Genomic DNA, 22,762 nt, shown 5'->3' with positions numbered 1-22,762 from the left:
CCGGCGCATAAGCATCCAATGCCGAGACGGCCCCACGGCCCGCACTTTAATGGTTTCAGCAAAGGACCCCACATGACCTTCTATATTTTTCTTATCGCCTGCTGCGCGGCGGCCAGCACCGGCATCATTTTCAAACCCGGCAGCTGGTACGAGTCGCTGCAAAAGCCACGTTTCACCCCGCCCAACTGGCTGTTTCCGGTGGCCTGGACAACGATTTATCTGCTGCTGGCCTGGGCCGGTTATCGCCTGACTCTGATCCCTGGCAGCCAGACCGTGCTGGCGTTGTGGGCCGCGCAGATTGCCCTGAACACCCTGTGGACGCCCGTATTCTTCGGCGCTCGCCGTCTGATGGCGGGCATGATCATCATCTCGCTGCTGTGGCTGGTGGTGGCCGCCATGGTCGTGCTGGGGATCCAGCTGGACCTCATCACCGGGCTGATCCTGTTTCCGTATCTGGTCTGGCTGACCGTGGCGGCGGCCCTGAACTTCTCGATCCTGCGTCATAACCGGTAAGGCGAATCAGCCAGCCCTGGCCCGGCCGGCTTGCTGAATCAGCAGACCGGCCAGCGCCGACACCGCCAGCAAGACCACCACTCCACCGTAGACATTGGTGGTGGTCACCAGCCCAGCCGTCTTGATCGACACACCGGCCAGCAGCGCCGGAATGCAGAACGCCAGGTAACTCAGGGCCAGGAAGGCCGCCATCAACGCGCCCCGCTCGTGGGCGTGGGCCAGCGGCAGCAACAGGCGCAGGGCGCCGAGGAAACTCGCCCCGAAGCCGATCCCCGCCACCACCGCGCCGGTAAAGAACAGCCACAACCAGCCCAGATTCACCGCCGCCAGAATCACTGAAACCCCGACCGCGAGAAAACTGCAGCCCACCAACAAGGCCAGACGGGGCGCGCGCAGACGCAGGTTATGGATCGAAATCGCGCCACTGAGGGTCAGCGCTGCAACGGCAAAACCACCGTTGAGGACTGAGCTCGACCCGGTCGCAGCCGTCAGCAGCGACGGTGCCAGCGACAGGAAGAATCCGCCCAGCGCCCAGGCGGCGATGTCGGCCGGCAGCACCAGCAACAACGTCCCCCTCGCCTGCGCAGGTACGCCGAGCCGCGGCCGCAGGGTTTTCAGCACGCCCGGCTGCGGCGTCACCGTTTCAGCGATCCGCAACAGATACATCGCCTGACCCACAAACGCCGCGAGAAGCACGCCATAGGCGAGGCCCATGGGCAGCGGCGCGTACTCCACCAGTGCGCTGGTGCCGAGGGCGCCCAGCGCCATGCCGAACATCGGTGTGATGCTGTTGAGCAGCGGACCCTGCTGCGCATCGCTGTCGAGCATTGCAGCACCCAGCGCGCTGGTCGCAATGCCCGTCGCCACGCCTTGCAGCACTCGCGCGACGATCAGCCAGATGACGTCGGTGGCGGCGATGAACAGCAGCATCGAGACGATCTCCAGCAGCAGCCCGATAAAGATCACCGGGCGGCGGCCGAGGTAATCCGACAGGGAGCCGAACACCAGCAGCGTCGCCAGCAGGCTCAGGGCATACACCGAGAAAATCACCGTCAACAGGGCCGAGGAAAAACCCCACGCTTGTTGATAGAGGTGGTAAAGCGGCGTGGGCGCACTGGACGCGGCGAAGAAACACAGCAGCACAAAAGCCAGAAAACCCAAGTGGCTCCGCCCCCGACCATCGACTTGCGGGTTCTGCAAAGAATCAGACACGAGTACACTCTCCCGAAAAAGCACACCACAAAAGCTATTAATTAGCTTTAGCAGTGTGCGAGCAGCGTCTGCTTAAAGCAAATACTTTGTGTTAGGGTCCGCAGCATGGCTATCAAAGAAGGCATTCGCACCGGCGGCCGCAGTGCCCGGGTGCAGACATCGATTCACGCGGCGGTTCGCGATCTGCTTCAGGAGCAGGAGCGTTCGGCCCTCAGCGTGCCCATGATTGCGGCCCGGGCCGGTGTGACGCCGTCCACCATTTACCGGCGCTGGGGCGACCTGACTTCCCTGCTGGCCGACGCCGCTGTCGAGCGTCTGCGCCCCGACGAGCCGGTGGATTGCGGCAACCTGCGCGACGATCTGCGCACTTGGGTCGAGGTCTATCTCGAAGAAACCAATTCGGCGCCCGGCCGCGAGATGATGCGCGACGTGGTTTCCAGTAGCGCGACCCTCTGCTCGGGCAAGTGCCTGAACATGGTCCGCGATCAACTGCAGATCATCATCGACCGCGCCCGGGACCGCGGTGAACAGAGTCCTTCAGCGGATGAACTGGTCGATGCCGTTGTCGCGCCCATGGTCTATCGCATTCTGTACGCCGAATCGGCACCGTCCCTTGAGCGCATGCATCAGTTGCTGGATCGCTGCCTGAGCTGATCCTTCGCCACTTGTGCTCGCGGCCGAACGAGCATCGGCCGCGACGACTGGGTATCATGGACGGCCATCGATCACAGGCGCCCTTCCCCCCATGCACACCCTTGCAGACCTGCGTGCCGGCAAACTGGCAGGCATCACGCGGCTCAACCTCAGCGCCGACCTCGTTGAATTCCCCGAGGAGATATTCAGCCTCGCCGATTCGCTGGAAGTGCTGGACCTCAGCGGCAACCGGCTGACCGAATTGCCCGCCGACCTGCACCGTCTCAAGCGCCTGAAGATCCTGTTCTGCTCCAACAATCCTTTTACCCGCCTGCCGGAATGCCTAGGCCTGTGCGAGCAGCTGTTCTTCGTCGGCTTCAAGGCCTGTGAGATCGTGGATGTTCCCGCCAGCGCGTTGCCACCCTCGCTGCGCTCGCTGGTGCTGACCGACAACTGCATCGAGAACCTGCCTGAAGCCATCGGCGACTGTGCGCACTTGCAGAAGGTCATGCTTGCGGGCAACCGGCTGCGGCAACTGCCGCAATCACTGGCCCGCTGCCAGCGCCTGGAATTGGTGCGGATCGCGGTCAACGACCTCCATGAACTACCGCGCTGGTTGCTGGAAATGCCGGCGCTCGCGTGGCTGGCTTTTGCCGGCAATCCGCTGAACGACATCCACACCGAAGCGCCGATCCGGCAGATTCCGTGGCCGCAACTGGCGCTGCAACAGGTGCTGGGCGAAGGGGCTTCCGGAGTGATTCAGCAAGCGCAGTGGCGCCCGAATGCCGACGCGTCGGCGCTGGACGTTGCCGTGAAGCTGTACAAAGGCGACGTCACCAGCGACGGCTCGCCGTTGAACGAGATGCAGGCCTGCATTGCGGCGGGCCGTCATGCTCATCTGATTCCGGTGCTCGGGCAAATTCAGGACCATCCGCAGGGCGCTCGCGGCCTGGTGATGGAGCTGATTTCGCCTTCTTTCGTGACCCTCGCACGCCCGCCGACCCTAGAAACCTGCACCCGTGACACCTATGCCGGCACGCGGCTGAGCGTTTCGACCGTGAAGCGAATGGCTGCCGGAATTGCAGCGGCGTGCGCCCATTTGCACGCCCATGGCATCAACCACGGCGACCTGTACGGTCACAACATCCTCTGGAACGAGGATGGGGATAGCCTGCTGGGGGATTTCGGCGCGGCGGCGTTTTACCCGGATGAAGAAACCGGACGAAGGCTGGAACGCATTGAAGTCCGGGCGTTCGGGGTATTGCTGGGAGAATTGCTGGATTGCTGCCCGGAGAGCGATTCGCAGACTGCAGCGCTACGGGCGCTGGAGCAGCGTTGCGTGCAGGCGCAGGTGATGCTGCGACCCGGGTTTGCGGAGATAGACAGGCAGTTTTAAACCCTGAAGACTTGGGTGTGACGACCGGCCCCTTCCCGGCTAAAGCCGGTCCCACTAAAAGCCCGCGGTGTGCCAGTCAGCCACATACAACGCACCCGGTGTGCCAGTCAGCCACACACAACGCCCGCGGTGTGCCAGTCAGAACCATGCATGCATGGAGGCGTGTCAGCGAGACCCGATCCAGAGGACGCCGCACAACCTGTGGGACCGGCTTCAGCCGGGAAGAGGCCAGCATCGACGCCCTGGATTTCTCCGTGTGCCCACCGACGCATTCCCGGCTAAAGCCGGTCCCACTAGAAGCCCGCGGTGTGCCAGTCAGCCACATACAACGCACCCGGTGTGCCAGTCAGAACCGCGCAACGCACGGGGTGTGCCAGTCAGAACCATGCAATGCATGGGGGCGTGTCAGCGAGACCCGATCCAGAGGACGCCGCACAACCTGTGGGACCGGCTTCAGCCGGGAAGAGGCCAGCATCGACGCCCTAGATTTCTCAGTGTGCCCATCGACGCATTCCCGGCTAAAGCCGGTCCCACTAAAAGCCCGCGGTGTGCCACTGGGACCGGGTCAGTCAGCCTTATCCGGCCAGACCGACGTACACGTTTTGCACGTCATCGTGGCTGTCGATCGCTTCGAGGAAGGCTTCGACCTCGGCCATCTGCTCTTCGCTCAGGCCTTCAACCGGGTTTTTCGGGCGGTAGCCGATTTTGGCGGATTCAACGGTGAAACCAAACTCAGGCAGTGCCTTGCATACGGCGTCGAGGTCGGTGGTGTCGGTGTAAAACGTCGCAACGCCCTCTTCGCCTTGCTCAACGTCCTGGGCGCCGGCTTCGATGGCGGCTTCCTCGGCGTCCGCTTCGGGTGATGCGGCAGCCGCATCGATCATGCCCAGGTGATCAAAATCCCAGGTAATCGAACCCTCGGCACCAAGCTGGCCCTTGCGGAACAGCACGCGGATCTCGGACACGGTACGGTTGATGTTGTCAGTCAGGCACTCAACGATGACTGGCACTTTGTGCGGCGCGAAGCCTTCGTAGGTGAGTTTCTCGAAGTGAACGTGCTCGCCGAGCAAACCGGCGCCTTTCTTGATGGCGCGTTCGAGGGTTTCGCGGGGCATCGAAGCCTTCCTGGCCTGCTCGACCACCAGACGCAGGCGCGCGTTCATGTCGGGGTCAGCGCCGGAGCGCGCGGCAATCATGATTTCCTTGGACAGCTTGCCGAAAATACGCCCCTTGGCGTTGGCTGCCGCTTCTTTGTGTTTGACCTTCCACTGTGCGCCCATGATTGCTCTCTTGTTCCGGTGGCGATAAATCGCTCGGATCCGACGCATCCTGCACGCCGGGCCGATGACGATAAACGCTGAAAATAGGGGGATCGATAATGACAGGCCGGGGCTGAACCGCGGCGACCGGCGCATTTTATACACGCTGGCGTAAGAAGACACCCCTGAGACGCGCCACCGCCCTGACCTGAATCAGCGATGCTTGAACGCCGGCTCGCGCTTCTCGATGAACGCCGCCATGCCTTCCTTCTGGTCCTCGCTGGCAAACGCCGCATGGAACACCCGGCGCTCGAAGCGAATCCCCTCGGCCAGGCTGACTTCAAAGGCGCGATTCACGCTTTCCTTGACCATCATGGCCACCGGCAACGACTTCGCCGCAATGCCGGCTGCCACTTTAAGCGCCTCATCCAGCAACTGCTCTTGCGGCACGATGCGCGCCACCAGCCCGGCACGCTCTGCTTCGACGGCGTCGATCAGGCGCCCGGTCAGGCACATTTCCATGGCCTTGGCCTTGCCGACCGCGTGGGTCAGGCGCTGGGTCCCGCCCATGCCCGGCAGCACGCCCAGCTTGATTTCCGGCTGACCGAAGCGCGCGTTGTCCGCCGCCAGAATAAAGTCGCACATCAGCGCCAGCTCGCAGCCGCCGCCCAAGGCAAATCCCGAAACGGCAGCAATGATCGGCTTGCGGCGATTGGCCACCCGATCGCTGTCGCTGAACAGGTCGTCCAGATAAATCTGCGGGTACTTCAGCTCGGCCATTTCTTTGATGTCAGCCCCGGCAGCAAAAGCTTTCGCCGAGCCGGTCAGGACGATGCAGCCGATGCCGTGATCGCGTTCCAGTTCATCAAGGGCGTGATTGAGTTCGCTGATGAGCTGCGCATTCAGGGCGTTGAGCGCCTCTGGGCGATTAAGGGTCAGGAGCGCAACACGACCTCTGACTTCTTTTAGGATTGTCATGTAATTCATTGTTTTATAAACCTTTTCTATTTCGTGAGCCAAACAGCCGCATTCACAGAATCAAGATGCAAAACATGGCTTAAGGCATTGATATCAAACGACAAGTTCAAGGGCCATCGCAGTCGCTTCGCCGCCACCGATGCAGATCGCCGCAACCCCTCGCTTCAGTCCACGCTGCTTCAACGCCGACAGCAACGTCACCAGAATCCTTGCCCCCGATGCGCCAATGGGATGGCCCAATGCGCAGGCGCCGCCATGGACGTTGACCTTGTGATGGGGCAGCTCCAGGCGGGCCATGGTGACCAGTGCAACGACCGCGAACGCTTCGTTGATCTCGAAAAGGTCCACGTCAGCCACGGACCAGCCGGTCTTGCTCATCAGTTTGTCGATGGCGCCTACCGGTGCGGTCGGAAACAGCCCGGGCTCACTGGCATAGGCGGCGTGGCCATGGATGACCGCCAGCGGCGTGAGCCCGCGTCGCCGGGCTTCGGACTGGCGCATCAGGATCAGGGCTGCAGCGCCGTCGGAGATCGAACTCGAGTTGGCGGCCGTCACCGTGCCGCCCTCGCGGAACGCCGGTTTCAGCTGAGGGATCTTGTCCAGCTTCGCCTTGGGCGGCTGTTCGTCCTGGCGAATGGTCTTGCGCTCCTTGCCGACCGTGACTTCCACCGGAACGATTTCAGCGTCGAACCAGCCGCGCGTCATGGCTTCCTGCGCCCGGGTCAACGAGGCGACCGCAAAACCGTCCTGGGCCTCTCGACTGAAATTTTCCAGCCCGGCGCACTCTTCGGCAAAGGTGCCCATCAGTCGACCTCGATCGTAGGCATCTTCGAGGCCGTCGAGAAACATATGATCGATGATCTGGCCGTGGCCCATGCGGTAACCGCTGCGGGCTTTCTCCAGCAAATACGGTGCGTTGGACATGCTCTCCATGCCGCCGGCGATGACCACGTCGGCGCTGCCGGCCAGTAGCATGTCGTGGCCGAGGATGGCCGCCTGCATGCCCGACCCGCACATCTTGTTCAGCGTGGTGCAGGTCGTGGCGTCGCTGAGCCCGGCGCCCAATGCCGCCTGACGCGCCGGCGCCTGACCCAGTCCGGCCGGGAGCACACAACCGAACAGCACTTCATCGACCTGCGCTGCATCGATCCCTGCGCGCTCAACCGCAGCGCGGATGGCGGCGGCGCCCAGTTGCGGCGCGGTCAGACTTTTGAGATCGCCCTGAAAGGCGCCCGTGGGCGTGCGCGCAGCGCTCACGATCACCACGGGGTCGTCGTTCAACGTCTGGCGTTTGTTCAAAGACATGATGGAGTTTCCTCGATTAGCGAGCGGCCATGCGCAAGGCGCCATCCAGTCGGATCACTTCGCCGTTGAGCATGCTGTTTTCGATAATGTGGCGCGCCAACGCGGCGTACTCTTCGGGCTTGCCAAGGCGTGGCGGGAATGGCACGCCGGCGGACAGGCTCTCGCGCACCTGGGGGGTCATGCCGGCCATCATCGGGGTTTCGAAAATGCCCGGGGCGATGGTCATGACGCGAATGCCGTACCGAGCGAGTTCACGGGCGGCGGGCAAGGTCAGGCTGACAATGGCGCCCTTGGAGGCTGCATACGCCGCCTGGCCGATCTGGCCGTCATAGGCCGCAACCGACGCCGTGTTGATGATGACCCCGCGCTCACCGCCGGCATCGGCCGTGCTTTCGGCGATGGCCACGGCGGCCAGGCGCAGCAGGTTAAAGCTGCCGATGAGGTTGACGTTGATCACCCGGCTGAAACTGTCGAGGCCATGGGGGCCTTCTTTGCCGAGGATTTTCTCGGCGCCGACGATACCTGCGCAGTTGATGACGCCGTTGATCTGGCCGAACGCACTCAGCGCCGCGTCCACCGCGGCCTGAACGGCGCTCTCCTGGGTGATGTCGCTGACGCTGGCGCGGGCCTTGCTGCCCAGCTTTGCTACCTGGGCCGCGAGCGCCTCGGCGTTGACGTCCACCAGCATCACGCTGGCCCCTGCGTCGATGAGCATCTGTGCGCTGGCCGCACCCAGCCCGGACGCGCCGCCACTGACCAGAAATACCTTGCCGTCGATCTGCATGATTGTGTCGTCCTTACACTTTTCTTGTTGGAGTGGCGAAATACTCCGCTCTGCCGCGCCGATGGGCAATGGTCAAAGCGCGCAGACCGCCTGGCGGTTTTGGCCAGTGGCGATCCGCGCGGTTGGGCGTTGCGACATCGTTGGGTCCTCAGGCAAGCGTGGCGTTGGACTTGGCCGGTTAGGGCAGCAGGTAACGCATGACCGCCTCACAGATCATCGCTTTCTGCCGCGCCTTGACGGCTCGGTCCTCCAGGTCGATCTGGAAAATTTCGGAAAACGTATGGCGGTTGGACACGCGATAGAAGCAGAACGAGCTCATCAGCATGTGCAGGTCAACAGCCTGTACGCCTGACCGGAACACGCCGGCCTCCTCGCCGCGCCGCAAGGTGTGGTCCAGCGCCTGCAAGACATTCCGGCTCAGCTCGCGGATGGCCGGGGACTGTTTGACGTTGACGCCGTTGTGGATGTTTTCGATGCAGACGATGCGCACGAAATCGACGTTGCGGTCGTGGTGATCGAAGGTGAACTCCACCAGCCGCCTGATGGCTTCGTCGGGCGCAAGCACATCCAGGTCAAGGCTGCTTTCCGTGGTGCGAATGTCGCCGTAAAGCTTCTCCAGCACTTCGGTGTACAGCTGCTCCTTGCTGTTGAAATAGTAATAGATCATCCGCTTGGAGGTTTGCGTGCGCTCGGCGATCGCATCGACGCGGGCGCCAGAGAGCCCCTGGGCGACGAACTCGGCGACGGCGGCCTGAAGGATGTCGTCGCGGGTTTTTTCCGGATTGTTCTTGCGGGACTTGCGCGGCTGCTCGGGACTTTCATCAGCGGGCGCTTCAACGAGACTGTCGTCAACGGTTTTCATGCGGGGCTCACGACCACGGTGGGATCGCGGGATTATGGGCTGCACCCGTGGGTTTCACCAGACCGCAAGGGTCGGGCAGCAACACGTCGGCACCCGCTTCGAACCGATGAGGCTCGAACCTGGCGGGTGTTCGTGGGATTATTCGCGCCGCTGGACGCGACATCAGATGAAATGAACCGTCCGGTTAGCTTCATGACGCTTTGCGGGCCCAATCCAGGCCCTGACAGCGCAGACACCACCATAACAATTCCAAAACAGGCTTGATGCTTATGCGTTCCCCTTCTGCTTCGCCTGCCCCGGCCACCTCCCGCCCCGCGCATCCCCATGCCGGCATGAACGAGAAGATCCGCAGCGCCCTGGCCGTCGGCAAAACCCGTTGGGGCATGCTGGCACTGGTGTTTTTCGCCACCACCCTGAACTACATCGACCGCGCCGCGCTAGGCGTGATGCAGCCGATCCTGGCGGCGCAGATGAGCTGGACGGCGATGGATTACGCCAACATCAATTTCTGGTTCCAGGTCGGTTACGCCATCGGTTTTCTGCTGCAAGGGCGTTTCATTGATCGGGTCGGCGTCAAGCGTGCGTTCTTTCTCGCGGTGCTGCTGTGGAGCGTCGCCACCGGCGCCCACGGTCTGGCGACTTCAGCCGCAGGCTTTATGGTCTGTCGGTTCATTCTCGGCCTGACCGAAGCGGCCAATTACCCGGCCTGCGTCAAGGTCACCCGGCTATGGTTCCCGGCCGGCGAACGCGCCGTGGCCACGGGCTTTTTCAATGCCGGCACCAACGTCGGCGCAATGGTCACTCCTGCCTTGTTGCCGCTGATCCTGACCGTATGGGGCTGGCAGGCGGCGTTCATCTGCATGGGTTCGCTGGGTCTGGTCTGGGTCATCACCTGGGGGCTGACGTATTTCAACCCCCACGAACATCCGACGGTGCGCGCCAGTGAGCGGGCCTACATCAACGGCGATGCCGAGCCTGAAACGGAACCTGAAGCGGAAAAGATACCGCTCTCGCGCATCCTGAAGATGCGCGGCACCTGGGCCTTCGCCATCGCCTACGCCCTCACCGCACCGGTGTTCTGGTTTTACCTGTACTGGCTGCCGCCGTTTCTGAACCAGCAATACAACCTGGGCATCAGCGTGACGCAGATGGGCATCCCGCTCATGCTGATCTGGCTGACCGCCGATTTCGGCAGTGTCGGTGGCGGCATTCTGTCTTCGTGGCTGATCGGCCGGGGCATGCGCCCGATGACCGCGCGCCTGCTGTCGATGCTGGTGTTCGCGCTGACGATCATTGGCGTGGTGTTCGCCGCCAACGCCAGCGGTCTGTGGGTTGCCGTGGCGGCCATCGCCCTGGCGGTGGGCGCGCATCAGGCCTGGACCGCGAACATCTGGAGCCTGGTCATGGATTACACGCCCCGGCACATGATCAGCACGGTCTTCGGGTTCGGCGGCATGTGCGCGGCCATCGGCGGCATGTTCATGACGCAGATCGTCGGCGCCGTCCTGACCGCGACGCACAACAACTACAGCGTGCTGTTCACCCTGATCCCGGTGATGTACTTCATTGCGCTGATCTGGATGTATTTCATGGCGCCGCGCGAGGTGGCGCCGTAAACCGTTAGAAGTGGGTTGAATCCGCAGGCGCCGACTGGCTGGTGAACCGGTTTGTACATCACCCCTCAGGCGCCTGACCCGCCCTCTTCGCGAGCAAGCTCACTCCTACAGGGGGCGTTGCGCGGGGCGATGCTCCCTCAGCCGCCCTTTTTGCGCTGTTGCCACGCCGCCGCCAGACCGCTGAGACAGATGATCGCGATGCCGGCCTGTGCCACGAGGGATGGCGAGTGGTTGAACACGATGTAACCCCACAGCCCGGCAAAGACGATCTGGCAGTAACCAAACGGCGCCAGCATGGCCGGCGCGGCGAAGCGGAAGGCCTGGGTCAGCATCAAGTGCGCGACCATGCCGCAGGTGCCCAGCGCCAGCATGAACGGGATGTGCTTCCACTCCGGCGACTGCCAGAAGAACGGCACGATGGCGCTCATCAACAGGGTGTTAAACAGCCCGGCGAAAAAGTTGCTGGTGGTCGGGCTGTCGTGGGCCGCCACCAGACGGGTGAGCAATTGGTAGCAGGCGAAACAGAATGCCGAGCCCAGCGGCAGTAACACCGCCGGCCGGAACAGCTCGCCCCCGGGATGCACGATCACCAGCACACCGCTGAAGCCCACCAGCACGGCGATCCATTGACCGCGGCTGACCGTCTCCTTGAGCAGCGGCACTGACAAGGCCGTGACCAGCAGCGGCGCAAGAAAGTTGACCGCCGTCGCTTCGGCGATGGGGATGAACATCAGGCCACTGGTGAACAACAGACTTGTGCCCAGCAGACACACCGCGCGTAACGCCTGCAAGCCCGGGCGCTTGGTACGCAGCACGCGCAGGCCCGCCGAGGGCATGAAAATGCACGCCATCAGCCCCGTGTGCACCACATAGCGCACCCAGACCACCATCATGATCGGGTAGATGCCGGAGAGGTATTTGGACAGCGTGTCATGACTGGAGAACAGAAAGGTCGCAAACAGGATCAGTGCGATGCCTTTCAAGGGCTGGTTGACGCCGGAGAGCGGCGTGCTGGTGGTGCTCATCTGCGTTCCTTTGGCCGTGCGTGAATGCGGGTCTGTCCCTTGCCGTGTCGAGCGCCGGCTTTCGTTCAAGGCGTCCAGCGTCAGCAAGAATATAGAAGGCGTCGCCGGAGCACCAAGCAAACATGACCGCCCGGGTGTTTTTCTGACCGTCTGGATCAGACCTTTCCGCTCGCCCGGATTTGCCGCAGACTGCGGCTCTCGTTGGCTCGGAACGGACACTCAGTGGACCGCATTCAGGAAATGACCCTTTTCGCCGCCGTTGCCGAAGGCCCCAGCTTCGCGGCGGTGTCGCGCAACCTGAACGTGTCCACGGCCACCGTCACTCGCGCCGTTGCGCAACTGGAAGCGCGGCTCGGCACCTTGCTGATCGTGCGCACCACCCGGCAGTTGCGCCTGACCGAAGCCGGCGTGCGCTTCGCCGACGATTGCCGACGCTTGCTGGCCGATCTGCACGAGGCCGAAAGCGCCGCCGCCGGCATTCATGCGGCGCCGCGCGGGTTGCTGACCATTACTGCGCCGCAAGTGTTCGGCGACCTGCACGTCACGCCGGTCATGACGGAATACCTGAGTCAGCATCCCGAGGTTCAGATCCGGGGCCTGTTGATGGACCGGATTGCCGGACAGCTGGAAGAAGGTATCGACGTCTCGGTGCGCATCGGCGACTTGCCCGACTCCTCCATGACCGCCATTCAGGTCGGCACCGTCCGGCGCATGGTCTGCGCCTCCCCTGCTTATCTCGCCGCCCATGGCACTCCCCGGCACCCCCACGAACTCATCGAGCGCGAAACCGTGTCAGTAATGATCACCGGCCGCAGCCCCGCGTGGACCTTCCGCATCGACGGCCAGCACCAGGAAGTGAAGGTGCAGTCGCGCCTGTCGATGACGTCGTTCACTGCCTCCATCCACGCCGCCATTGATGGCTGGGGCATGACCCAGGTGCCGTCGTATCAGATTCGCCGCCAGGTGCAGGCGGGCACCTTGTGCGCCGTGCTCGAAGACTTCGAGGTCACGCCGATGCCGGTGTATGTGGTTTATGTCGAGGGGCGACGGGGGTCGTCCAAAGTGCGCTCGTTCGTTGATTTCTGCGTTCAGCGTTTGCGCGCGGACCTGGCGTACAGCGCCGGGCGAGTTTGAGCGCGGGCACGGGTCCGCAGCCCAGCCTCTGCCGAGCGGTTGAAATAGGGTTAGAGTAGTCACGCTGGCTCCGCCGTCCCCCGCCTGATCGGCAACGGAACCGGGGCGCTTTCCATCAATTGTCTGAAGGAAGATCCGCGTGAATCCATCGTCTCACCCAGCGAACACTGCCGAATTGATCGTTGCCGCCATGGGCGCCGGTCAGAAAATCACCGAAATCCGCCTTGAACACGTGCCCGCCGATGCGGCCAGTGCCTACGCGCTGCAGCGCGAGATTCTGCGCCTGCGCGAAACGTCTGTGGGCGGCTGGAAGGTCGGCGCCAAGTCGCCGACCGGGCCAATCAATGGCGCGCTGCTGCCGGACGACGGTATTTTCGCCAGCGGCAGTCAAGTTGAATGCGTCGACTACCCCTCGCCAATCCTGGAGCTGGAGATCGCCTTTCGTCTCGGTCGCGAGTTCACCCCTCGCGATCAGGCGTATTCGGATGAAGAAGTGTTGAGCAGCATCAAGACCATGGGCGCGACCATCGAAGTGGTGTCGAGCCGCTTTGCCGCCTGGCCGAAGATCGAGCCGCTGCTCGCCTTGGGCGACCTGCTCAACCATGGGGCGCTGATTGTTGGCGAATTCGTTGATTACGACGCCACCTTTCCCTTCGTCGAGCCTGCGCTGAGCTTTACCTATGGTGACGAAGACATCGTGCCGGGGGATGGTGCCAATCCGGCCGGCGACCCTCGGCGACTGCTGCCGTGGCTGGTCAATCACCACACGCAGAACGGGCTGAGCGTGACGCCGGAGATGGTGATCACGACCGGGTCCTATACCGGGATGTACAAGACCCGCGGGCCGGGTCTGGCGATTGGCGAGATACGCGGGCTGCCACCGGTGTCGGTTGAGTTGATTTAACCGCCTCGCTCGCCATTGGTGGGACCGGCTTTAGCCGGGAAGACGTCGGTGCATCCGGCCTATCTTTAGCGGCAGTTACGGCCCCTTCCCGGCTGAAGCGGGTCCTGCTGAAAGCATCGTATGCTTTCTGACCTGTTCCCGGCCGGAGCCGGTCCTACCGACCGCGCACGACCTGTGGGACCGGCTTTAGCCGGGAAGCTTTTGATTTGGGTGACTAGGGGATGACAGCTCATCCCTGCCGCCAATACCCCGGGCGGTTGTACACCTCCTTCAGAAACGCGATGAAAAACCGCACTTTCGCCGGCAGGTAATGCTGCTGCGGGTACACGCCCTGGATGTCGTAGCCGGGCAAGGCGAATTCATCCAGCACGGTGACCAGCGCGCCGCTTTCCACTTCGTTCTGAATCTCCCACGTCGACCGCCAGCTCAGGCCCAGCCCGCGCTTGGCCCAGTCATACAACAGCTCCCCATCGTTGCAATACAGATTGCCCGCGACCTTGATTGCCACCGGCTTGCCCTCGCGCTGGAAGGTCCAGCCCCGGTGCTGCCCGCCTTGCAGGTTGAACGACAGGCAATTGTGCCGCGCCAGATCCTCAAGCGCCTGGGGACAGCCGTGCTCCGCGAAATACGCTGGCGAGCCACAGACCACACGCTTATTGGCGTACAGCTTGATCGCAACGTAGTTCGGGTCGAGCACCTCGCCGATGCGGATGCTCATGTCATAGCCCTCGCGCACCAGATCCACCACGTTGTCAGTCAGGTTGAATGACAGCTGCAAATCCGGGAACCGCGCCTGAAATTCGGGCGCGTGGGGCGCGACGTGCTGACGGCCAAACCCTGCCGGCGCCGAGACCACCAGGTGCCCGCGCACGCTGCTTTCGTTCTCGCTGATGCTGGCGTCCAGTTCCTCGAACGACTGCAATACCAGCTTGGCATTTTCCAGGTACGACTCGCCGGCATCGGTCAGGGTCAGGCCCCGCGTCGAGCGATGAATCAGCTTTACGCCCAGGCGATCCTCCAGCGCGCTGAGCCGCCGGCCCATGATCACCGGTGTCACGCCCTCCACCAGCGCAGCTCCGGCGAAACTGCCACGGGTGGCTACCAAGACGTAGCTACGCAATTCCCTATAGCGATCCATTCGATACTCCAGATACCGATAGAACGGATAAAAACAGCCATTCACAAAGCATCGCATTCAAATCAGGCTGTTTACGTACAAAGACTATCGAGTTCGGGAGACTAACAAATGACCGTCATGAGAGCCATCGAAGCCGCCGTTCTGGTGATGCGTCGCGAAGGCGTTGACACCGCCTTCGGCATTCCGGGCGCCGCGATCAACCCGCTGTACGCCGCCTTCAAGAAACTCGGCGGCATTGACCACGTGCTGGCGCGCCACGTCGAAGGCGCTTCGCACATGGCCGAGGGTTACACCCGCGCCATCGCCGGCAACATTGGCGTGTGCATCGGCACGTCGGGCCCGGCCGGCACCGACATGATCACCGGTCTGTATTCAGCCTCCGCCGACTCGATTCCGATTCTGTGCATCACCGGCCAGGCGCCCCGTGCACGTATGCACAAGGAAGACTTCCAGGCCGTGGACATCGCCAGCATCGCCGCACCGGTCGCCAAATGGGCCACCACGGTCATGGAACCCGGCCAGGTGCCGTACGTGTTCCAGAAAGCCTTTCAGTTGATGAGCAGCGGTCGGCCCGGTCCGGTATTGATCGACCTGCCCTTCGATGTGCAGATGGCCGAGATTGAATTCGACATCGACGCCTACGAACCGCTGCCGGTGGTCAAGCCCCAGGCCAGCCGCAAGCAGATCGAGAAAGCCCTGGCGATGCTCAACGCTTCCGAGCGTCCGCTGATCGTGGCCGGCGGCGGCATCATCAACGCCGATGCGTCAGAGGCGCTGGTGGAATTCGCCGAGCTGACCGGCATTCCGGTGATCCCGACGCTGATGGGCTGGGGCACGATCCCCGACGATCACCCACAGATGGCCGGCATGGTCGGGCTGCAGACCTCGCACCGCTACGGCAACGCGACCATGCTGGCGTCCGATCTGGTACTGGGCATCGGCAATCGCTGGGCCAACCGCCACACCGGCACCGTGTCGGTGTACAGCGAAGGGCGCACATTCATCCACGTCGACATCGAACCGACGCAGATCGGCCGGGTGTTGACGCCGGATCTGGGCATCGTGTCCGACGCCGGCGCAGCCTTGGCGATGTTCATAGAAGTGGCGCGGGAGTGGCACACCGCCGGCAAGCTTAAGGACCGCAGCCACTGGCTTGCGAGCTGCCAGGAACGCAAGCGCACGCTGCAGCGCAAGACCCATTACGAGAACATCCCGGTCAAGCCGCAGCGGGTGTACGAGGAGATGAATCAGTATTTCGGCAAGGACACCTGCTATATCAGCACCATCGGCCTGTCGCAGATTGCCGGCGCGCAATTCCTCCACGTCTACAAGCCGCGTCACTGGATCAATTGCGGACAGGCCGGGCCGCTGGGCTGGACCATCCCGGCGGCGCTGGGCGTGGTCAAGGCCGACCCGGGTCGCAACGTCGTCGCGCTGTCGGGGGATTACGACTTCCAGTTCATGATCGAAGAACTGGCCGTCGGTGCGCAGTTCAAGCTGCCGTACATCCACGTGGTGGTGAACAACTCATACCTGGGCCTCATCCGTCAGGCCCAGCGCAACTTCGACATCGATTACTGCGTGCAGCTGGCGTTCGACAACATTAATGCGCCTGAGCTGGAAGGCTATGGCGTCGATCACGTCGCGGTCGCCGAAGGCCTGGGCTGCAAGGCGATTCGCGTGCTCGACCCGGCGCACCTGCAGGCCGCCTTCGCCCAAGCATCCCGCCTGATGCAGCAGCACCGCGTACCGGTGGTGGTGGAGATCATTCTCGAGCGCGTCACCAACATTGCGATGGGCACCGAGATCAATGCGATCAACGAATTCGAGTCGCTGGCCGAAACCCGCGCCGACGCCCCCACCGCCGTCAGCCTGCTGGACTGATCGCGCTCGGCTTACTTCAAACAAGCGCTCATAACAAGAACCCGGAACAAAAACCCGGAGCACGAACAAGGAGTACGTCATGCCCCGTTTATGCGCCAACCTGTCGATGCTGTTCACCGAAGTGGAGTTTCTGCAACGCTTCGAAGCCGCCGCCAACGCCGGTTTCAGCGGCGTGGAGTACCTGTTTCCCTATGACTTCAGTTCCGCCCAGATCAAGGCCGAGCTGGACCGCAACCGGCTGACTCAAGTGCTGTTCAACCTGCCGGCAGGCGACTGGGCCAACGGTGAGCGCGGCATCGCCTGTCACCCCGATCGGGTCGAGGCGTTCTATGCCGGCGTTGACCTGGCCATCGCCTACGCCAAGGTCTTGGGCAACACCCGGATCAATTGCCTGGCGGGGATCAAGCCCGAGGGGTTCGACGACGGGCTGATCGAGAAGACCTTCGTCGACAACCTCAAGTACGCCGCCGACCGTCTGCAAGCCCAAGGCATCGATCTGGTCATGGAAATGATCAACACCCGGGACATTCCGGGGTTCTACCTCAACACCACGGCCCAGGCGCTGGCGATTCGCGAGAAGGTCGGCAGCCGCAATCTGTCCCTGCAATACGACATCTACCACATGCAAATCATGGAAGGCGAGCTGGCCCGTACCCTCGAAAACCACCTGCCGGCGATCCGCCACGTGCAACTGGCGGACAACCCCGGCCGGCACGAGCCCGGCACCGGCGAAATCAACTACGGCTTTCTGTTCAAGCACCTGGACCGGCTGGGTTATCGCGGCTGGATCGGTTGTGAATACACGCCGCTGACCACCACCGAGGCGGGTCTTGGGTGGCTGAAAACCCATAATTTCATCTGATAAAGATTCTTGTAGGAGTGAGCTTGCTCGCGATTGCGGTGGGCTGTTGACATGCGTTGGCTGATAAATCGCAATCGCGAGCAAGCTCACTCCTACAGGGAGAAACATTGAGGCATGTACGCAACCCATCTGCCTCCTCCAAACAAGGGAAACATCTCATGGCTAACATCGGCTTTATCGGCACCGGCATCATGGGCTTGCCCATGGCAGAAAACCTGCAGAAAGCAGGTCATCAATTGATCCTTTCCCGGCATTTCGCTGCCCCGCCCGCGTCACTGGTGGACGGCGGAGCGACGGTGCTGGCCAACCCGCGGGAGGTGGCGCAAGAGGCGAAATTCGTTATCGTCATGCTGCCCGACACGCCGCAGGTCAACGACGTGCTGTTCGGCGAGTACGGCCTGAGCGAAGGCACCGCTGCCGGCAACGTGGTCATCGACATGAGTTCGATCTCGCCTTCGGCGACCAAAGGGTTCGCCGAGAAGATCAACGCAACCGGGGCGCAGTACCTCGACGCACCGGTGTCGGGTGGCGAAGTCGGCGCCAGGGCGGCCACGCTGAGCATCATGGTCGGCGGCGAGCAGGCCACTTTCGAACGCGCCCTGCCCCTGTTTCAGGCCATGGGCAAGAACATCACCCTGGTCGGCGGCAATGGTGACGGCCAGACCGCCAAGGTCGCCAACCAGATCATCGTCGCGCTGAACATCCAGGCCGTGGCCGAAGCTCTGCTTTTTGCGTCGAAAAACGGCGCTGATCCGGCCAAGGTGCGAGCGGCATTGATGGGCGGGTTTGCCTCATCGAAGATTCTGGAGGTGCATGGCGAGCGGATGATCAAAGGGACGTTCAACCCGGGCTTCCGGATCGCGCTGCATCAGAAAGATCTGAACCTGGCCCTCGAAGGCGCGCGGGACCTGGGGCTGAATCTGCCCAACACCGCCAACGCCCAGCAAGTGTTCAGCACCTGCGCGGCGTTGGATGGGAGTGGCTGGGATCACTCGGGGCTGATCAAGGGGCTGGAGCACATGGCGAATTTTTCGATTCGCGGGGATCACAGGCCTGACTGACGGGCATCGAGAGATGTGTCGTCCATACCGGCCTCTTCCCGGCTAAAGCCGATCCCACTAAAAGCAGCGGCATACACTTTGTGGGACCGGCTTTAGCCGGGAACAGGCCCGTCCTGACACATCCGGCACGGCAAAAACGTCAATAAAAAAAGCCAGGCCTCCTCGCGGACAGCCTGGCCTTCTTCTACAGCGGAGTTTCTAAATCACCCCGCCACCCGATCAGAAAATATTGATCGGGTAATCCGCAATCAAACGAAATTCCTTGACGTCACCATCAGGCTGATCGCCGTTGGCGGTGTGCCAGGCCTGACGCATGCGCAAGGACAGATCCTTGGCCGGACCGGACTGCACGACATACTTCGCTTCGAGGTCGGTTTCGTGGTGATCGCCGTCATCGCCATATCCGGTGTAGGTGCTGTTCGACGGAATATGGGACCCGTCGATGTTATCACCGTGGATATAACGAACCATGAAACTCAGCCCTGGCGCGCCGTAACTTGCCATGTTCAGGTCGTAGCGCGCCTGCCATGACTTTTCACCCGGACCGTTGAAGTCGGAGTACTGCACGGAGTTGGCCAACAGTATCGAATCGCCAGTGTCGCCCCCGCCGTTATTACCAAAAGCCACATAATCGAACGGCGTGTCGCCATGCACTTTCTGATACGCCAGGGTCACGGTATGAGCGGTCAGGAATGAATACGCAGCGGCCAGCGACCAGGTCGTGTTGCTGATATCACCGGCCTTGGCGGCACCGCTGTCATTGGTGCGATAGATATTGAAGTCGAAGTTCAGTGACTGCTGATCAGAGATCGGCATCGTGTAGTTGGCATTGGCGTAGTACTGATGCCAGACGTCCTTGAGGTCCGAACCATAAAGGCTGACCGAAAGGTTATCGCTGAGCGCATATTTACCGCCCGCGTAATCAATGCTGCTGGCTTCAACGTTGGCATACGCCGCCCAGATGCCGTGATCATTGTTGGTCGTGACCGGGCCGTTGCTGCTGGTGAAATGACCGGCATCAAGGTCCAGGTTAGCGATATCACTGCTCAGCAGGTTAAAACCGGTCGCGGTTTGCGGGAACAGGCGCGAGCCACCTGCGGCAAACACCGGCGCCTGGGGTTGCAGATTGCCGTAGCGCAATTCGGTTTTCGAGATGCGCATCTTCAGCGCCCCGCCGGCCGTGCCGAATTCATCCTGGGGATTACCATGGCTGTCCACGGGCAGGTTGCCAGTGCCGGTGGTCCCGCCGCCGCCATCAAGCTTCAAGCCCCAATAACCGTAGGCATCGACGCCAAAACCCACAGTGCCCTGGGTAAAGCCGGAACTGAAATTGCCCAGCACGCCCTGGGTCCAGTCCTTGCTGTCGTCCTTGGTGTTCTTGTTGTCCCGATTGAAATAATAATTCTTCAGGTGAACAGTCAGACTGCTGTCCTCGACGAAGCCCTTGGCCTCCGATTGATCACTGACAACCGCGGCCGTTGCCAATTGACTGACACCCAGCGAAACCGCCAGCGTCATCAGATTCCATTTTACGAAAGTCATTGTTATCCCCTGTCTCGATTAAAGCCCAGCGCGTGCGCGCCCCTGGAAGCGGGGCACTGTTTTACATTCACACGATTCAGCGCTGGAGCGGGCATTGCGGCAGATGGAAACGAAACACACATGCCATTGACTGGACGGCGGTTCCAGCCAAAGGAGCACATTGATTATTGTTGATGCCCATACTGCCTGCGGTAATTCACACACGCAAAGGGCGAAAATCTTGTAGCACTGTCCGACCGGCGCGGTTCCCAACCAGTCTTGATAGTCACTATCAATGTTCGTAATGGTCGAAATCTTTGAACGGGTGTTACCGTCGTCGGCGATGAAGAACACGACTCGATTGCCGGATGACTCCGCAGCGTCAGGCAGTTGAATCATGCTCCGCTTCATCATTCCTTTGGTAAGACTTTTAGCCACCTCACGTCAGTGCGGTGGCTTTTTTTATGCCTTCAGGTCAAGCGTTGGAGCCACTTGCCGGGAGCTCGAAACGTTAGAAAAATTCCCTCAGTAAGTACCAACGGACGCTATTACCTCCATAGGTAAATTCTCTACGCAAGGCCCTGAAAACTCCGATATAAAGCGCACCAAGTAATAGCGTTCCAATATCATGGACGCCTCCATTTCAGGTGCATCTTATGTTCAGAGATCTTTCGATTGCCAAGCGCCTGGGGTTGGGCTTCGGGCTTGTCCTTGCGCTGATGATCCTCGTGACGCTAGTAGGCGTTAACAGGGTAGGTTTGATGGAATCCGCCCTGACCGACGTCAGTGAGGACGCTAGCGTCAAACAGCGTTACGCGATCAACTTCCGCGGCAGCGTCCACGACCGCGCCATTGCCCTGCGCGATGCCGTGCTGGTGCGCAACGACGCCGGGCTCGCCACGCACTTGCGTGACATCGAGCGCCTGGACGGGCTTTACCAAGCCTCCGCCGCGCCCATGGACCGCATTTATCAAACCAAGGGCGCTTCGCCCCGTGAGCAAGAGCTGCTGGCCAACATCAAGACGGCCGAACGCACAGCGCTGAGCGTGACCAAAAAACTGCTGAAGCTGCGCCAGCAAGGCGAGATCGATCAGGCCCAGACGCTGCTGATGGAGCAAGTGTCCGGCGCCTACAAGGACTGGCTGGCCCGCATCAACGCACTGATCGACCTCGAAGAAGCGTCCATTGGCGGGCACATCACGTCGGTTCGGGCCACGGCCTCGCAATTCGCTTCACTAATGCTGCTGTCCACCGGCATCGCCGTGGTGCTGGGCATCATTGCCTCGCTGCTGATCATCCGCAGCCTCAAGTCGACCCTCGGCGCTGAACCCCATCAAGTTGCAGCGTCCATCCGTCGTCTGGCGGCCGGCGAGCTCACTGACAAGATTGAAACGTCCTACCCCGACAGCGTAATGGGCGCGCTCAAGGCGACCAGCCTGCACTTGTCGGCCACCATCACCGAAGTACGCTCGGCCGCAGCAGCATTGACCCACTCCTCCGCCCAGCTGCTGTCCAGTTCCGACAGCAACAGCGAGCAAATGCGCCTGCAGGCCAGCGAAACCCAACAGATGGCGACCGCGATCAATCAGATGGCCACCACCGTAAAAGAAGTGGCGAGCTACGCCAACCAGGCCGCGAATGCCACCCAGAACGCCGATCAGGAAGTCGAGAACGGCAAGCGCGTGGTCGAAGGGACCGCGCAGGCAATGGATCAACTGGCGCGCAAGCTGGAAAGCGCCGCGGATTCGGTGGGCCAGGTGTCCAGCGACAGCCGCGCCATCGAAAACGTAGTGGCGGTAATCAACTCCATCGCCGAACGCACTAACCTTCTGGCCCTTAACGCCGCCATCGAGGCCGCTCGCGCCGGTGAAGCGGGCCGCGGTTTCGCCGTGGTCGCCGACGAGGTTCGCTCCCTGGCCAACCGCACCCAGGAGTCGACCCAGGAAATCCGCGACATGGTCGGTCAGTTACAAACGGGGGCGGTGAAGACCGCCGACCTGATGCGCGAAAGCCGCGAAATGGCCCAGCGCACCGTCGAGCAGACCCACGAAGCGCAAACCGCGCTGGTGAAGATCCGCCACGAAGTCGGCGCGCTCAATGACATGAATGCGCAGATCGCCAGCGCCGCCGCGCAGCAACGGGCGGTGGCCGATGACGTCAGCGTCAACATCAACCGCATTCACGATTCGGCACTGGAAACCGCCGTCGGCTCCAATCAGGTGGCACTCTCCAGTCGCGAACTGTCGACCCTGGCCGACGTGCTCACTGACCGCGTAAGCTTCTTCAAGGTCTGACCGCCCAAGGCTGCGTCGCACACGCGGCGCAGCCTTTCATCGCATCATCACTGCATCACCCCGCCCCTTGCCTGACCCTCTGACAGCGTATCGATCCTGACGGCGCACACCGACCGCGTACACCCAGTGGGATTGGCAAGCCTAGACCGTGGGACCGGCTTTAGCCGGGAAGGCGTCGGCAGTCACACTACAGAATTTATGGTGTTCACACTGGCCTCTTCCCGGCTGAAGCCAGTCCCACTAATCGACCGCGTACCCCCAGTGGGAACGGCTTTAGCCGGGAAGGCATCGGCAGTCGCGCTGCAGAGTTTATGGTGTTCATACTGGCCTCTGACCGGCTGAAGCCAGTCCCACTAATCGACCGCGTACCCCAGTGGGACC

The 22,762-nt window shown here is 61.9% G+C and carries 19 protein-coding genes and 2 pseudogenes; 11 read left to right on the top strand and 10 right to left on the bottom strand.

Translation table 11 applies throughout. The features are described 5' to 3' along the window. Positions 1–72: 72 nt before the first annotated feature. Positions 73–513 carry a tryptophan-rich sensory protein TspO gene (tspO, locus tag ACYAR8_RS05780; protein ID WP_074883205.1) on the top strand — a complete coding sequence of 147 codons (441 nt, stop codon included), beginning with the start codon at positions 73–75 and terminating at the stop codon, positions 511–513. A 6-nt stretch (positions 514–519) separates the two neighbouring features. On the opposite strand, the gene ACYAR8_RS05775 is transcribed toward tspO, so the two are convergent. After that, positions 520–1,725, bottom strand: coding sequence for an MFS transporter (locus ACYAR8_RS05775; RefSeq protein WP_463579328.1), 1,206 nt, complete (start codon positions 1,723–1,725; stop codon positions 520–522). Positions 1,726–1,830: 105 nt separating this feature from the next. On the opposite strand from ACYAR8_RS05775, the gene ACYAR8_RS05770 reads away from it, so the two are divergent. Next, positions 1,831–2,379 (top strand): TetR/AcrR family transcriptional regulator, encoded by a 549-nt coding sequence (locus ACYAR8_RS05770; RefSeq protein ID WP_074883200.1) that lies wholly within the window; start codon positions 1,831–1,833, stop codon positions 2,377–2,379. A gap of 91 nt (positions 2,380–2,470) precedes the next feature. Continuing rightward, positions 2,471–3,754 (top strand): leucine-rich repeat-containing protein kinase family protein, encoded by a 1,284-nt coding sequence (locus ACYAR8_RS05765; RefSeq protein WP_463579327.1) that lies wholly within the window; start codon positions 2,471–2,473, stop codon positions 3,752–3,754. Between the two features lie 575 nt (positions 3,755–4,329). Here ACYAR8_RS05765 and ACYAR8_RS05760 read toward each other — a convergent pair. From ACYAR8_RS05760 to ACYAR8_RS05740, 5 genes are all read right to left on the bottom strand, one after another. Next, positions 4,330–5,034 (bottom strand): YebC/PmpR family DNA-binding transcriptional regulator, encoded by a 705-nt coding sequence (locus ACYAR8_RS05760; RefSeq protein ID WP_463579326.1) that lies wholly within the window; start codon positions 5,032–5,034, stop codon positions 4,330–4,332. 192 nt (positions 5,035–5,226) lie between these two features. Beyond that, the gene (locus ACYAR8_RS05755; RefSeq protein WP_074883191.1) at positions 5,227–6,000 is read right to left on the bottom strand and encodes an enoyl-CoA hydratase; all 774 of its coding nucleotides are present in this window, start codon (positions 5,998–6,000) and stop codon (positions 5,227–5,229) included. An 84-nt stretch (positions 6,001–6,084) separates the two neighbouring features. Then, positions 6,085–7,296, bottom strand: a complete 1,212-nt coding sequence (locus tag ACYAR8_RS05750) for an acetyl-CoA C-acyltransferase (protein ID WP_463579325.1) — start codon at positions 7,294–7,296, stop codon at positions 6,085–6,087. A gap of 16 nt (positions 7,297–7,312) precedes the next feature. After that, positions 7,313–8,080: a 3-hydroxyacyl-CoA dehydrogenase gene (locus ACYAR8_RS05745; RefSeq protein WP_463579324.1), complete on the bottom strand. Its 768-nt coding sequence runs from the start codon at positions 8,078–8,080 to the stop codon at positions 7,313–7,315. A 178-nt stretch (positions 8,081–8,258) separates the two neighbouring features. After that, positions 8,259–8,942, bottom strand: coding sequence for a TetR/AcrR family transcriptional regulator (locus ACYAR8_RS05740; protein WP_463579323.1), 684 nt, complete (start codon positions 8,940–8,942; stop codon positions 8,259–8,261). 332 nt (positions 8,943–9,274) lie between these two features. Between ACYAR8_RS05740 and ACYAR8_RS05735 the strand changes: the two genes are divergently transcribed. Beyond that, a complete protein-coding gene (locus ACYAR8_RS05735) occupies positions 9,275–10,558 on the top strand; it encodes an MFS transporter (RefSeq protein WP_178086305.1) in 1,284 nt (427 codons plus the stop codon). Between the two features lie 137 nt (positions 10,559–10,695). Here ACYAR8_RS05735 and ACYAR8_RS05730 read toward each other — a convergent pair whose 3' ends face one another. Then, positions 10,696–11,583, bottom strand: coding sequence for a DMT family transporter (locus ACYAR8_RS05730; RefSeq protein WP_074883175.1), 888 nt, complete (start codon positions 11,581–11,583; stop codon positions 10,696–10,698). Between the two features lie 222 nt (positions 11,584–11,805). Here ACYAR8_RS05730 and ACYAR8_RS05725 point away from each other — a divergent pair, with 222 nt between their 5' ends. Beyond that, positions 11,806–12,717, top strand: coding sequence for a LysR family transcriptional regulator (locus ACYAR8_RS05725; protein ID WP_463579322.1), 912 nt, complete (start codon positions 11,806–11,808; stop codon positions 12,715–12,717). Between the two features lie 139 nt (positions 12,718–12,856). Next, positions 12,857–13,621 carry a 2-keto-4-pentenoate hydratase gene (locus ACYAR8_RS05720; protein ID WP_463579321.1) on the top strand — a complete coding sequence of 255 codons (765 nt, stop codon included), beginning with the start codon at positions 12,857–12,859 and terminating at the stop codon, positions 13,619–13,621. A gap of 229 nt (positions 13,622–13,850) precedes the next feature. Here ACYAR8_RS05720 and ACYAR8_RS05715 read toward each other — a convergent pair whose 3' ends face one another. Next, the gene (locus tag ACYAR8_RS05715) at positions 13,851–14,759 is read right to left on the bottom strand and encodes a LysR family transcriptional regulator (RefSeq protein WP_463579320.1); all 909 of its coding nucleotides are present in this window, start codon (positions 14,757–14,759) and stop codon (positions 13,851–13,853) included. A gap of 108 nt (positions 14,760–14,867) precedes the next feature. Between ACYAR8_RS05715 and gcl the strand changes: the two genes are divergently transcribed. The 3 genes from gcl to ACYAR8_RS05700 all read left to right on the top strand — a co-directional run bounded on the left by gcl (position 14,868) and on the right by ACYAR8_RS05700 (position 18,566). After that, positions 14,868–16,643 (top strand): glyoxylate carboligase, encoded by a 1,776-nt coding sequence (gcl, locus tag ACYAR8_RS05710; protein WP_463579319.1) that lies wholly within the window; start codon positions 14,868–14,870, stop codon positions 16,641–16,643. A gap of 79 nt (positions 16,644–16,722) precedes the next feature. Further along, positions 16,723–17,505: a hydroxypyruvate isomerase gene (hyi, locus tag ACYAR8_RS05705; protein ID WP_463579318.1), complete on the top strand. Its 783-nt coding sequence runs from the start codon at positions 16,723–16,725 to the stop codon at positions 17,503–17,505. A gap of 158 nt (positions 17,506–17,663) precedes the next feature. Then, positions 17,664–18,566 (top strand): 2-hydroxy-3-oxopropionate reductase, encoded by a 903-nt coding sequence (locus ACYAR8_RS05700; protein ID WP_463579317.1) that lies wholly within the window; start codon positions 17,664–17,666, stop codon positions 18,564–18,566. Positions 18,567–18,785: 219 nt separating this feature from the next. Here ACYAR8_RS05700 and ACYAR8_RS05695 read toward each other — a convergent pair whose 3' ends face one another. Together ACYAR8_RS05695 and ACYAR8_RS05690 are read right to left on the bottom strand one after the other, a co-directional pair. Next, positions 18,786–20,108 carry an OprD family porin gene (locus ACYAR8_RS05695; RefSeq protein WP_463579316.1) on the bottom strand — a complete coding sequence of 441 codons (1,323 nt, stop codon included), beginning with the start codon at positions 20,106–20,108 and terminating at the stop codon, positions 18,786–18,788. A gap of 18 nt (positions 20,109–20,126) precedes the next feature. Further along, a complete protein-coding gene (locus ACYAR8_RS05690; protein ID WP_463579315.1) occupies positions 20,127–20,486 on the bottom strand; it encodes a hypothetical protein in 360 nt (119 codons plus the stop codon). Positions 20,487–20,743: 257 nt separating this feature from the next. On the opposite strand from ACYAR8_RS05690, the pseudogene ACYAR8_RS05685 reads away from it, so the two are divergent. Both ACYAR8_RS05685 and ACYAR8_RS05680 read left to right on the top strand, forming a co-directional pair. Then, positions 20,744–21,253 (top strand): annotated as a pseudogene (locus ACYAR8_RS05685) (MCP four helix bundle domain-containing protein); the annotation flags it as partial. 630 nt (positions 21,254–21,883) lie between these two features. Then, positions 21,884–22,381 (top strand): annotated as a pseudogene (locus tag ACYAR8_RS05680) (methyl-accepting chemotaxis protein); the annotation flags it as partial. Between the last annotated feature and the right edge of the window lie 381 nt (positions 22,382–22,762).

The organism is Pseudomonas sp. HP_01 (assembly GCF_055284355.1).
The sequence above is the reverse complement of the archived record's forward strand: the minus strand, read 5'-3'. Positions and strand labels throughout refer to the sequence as shown.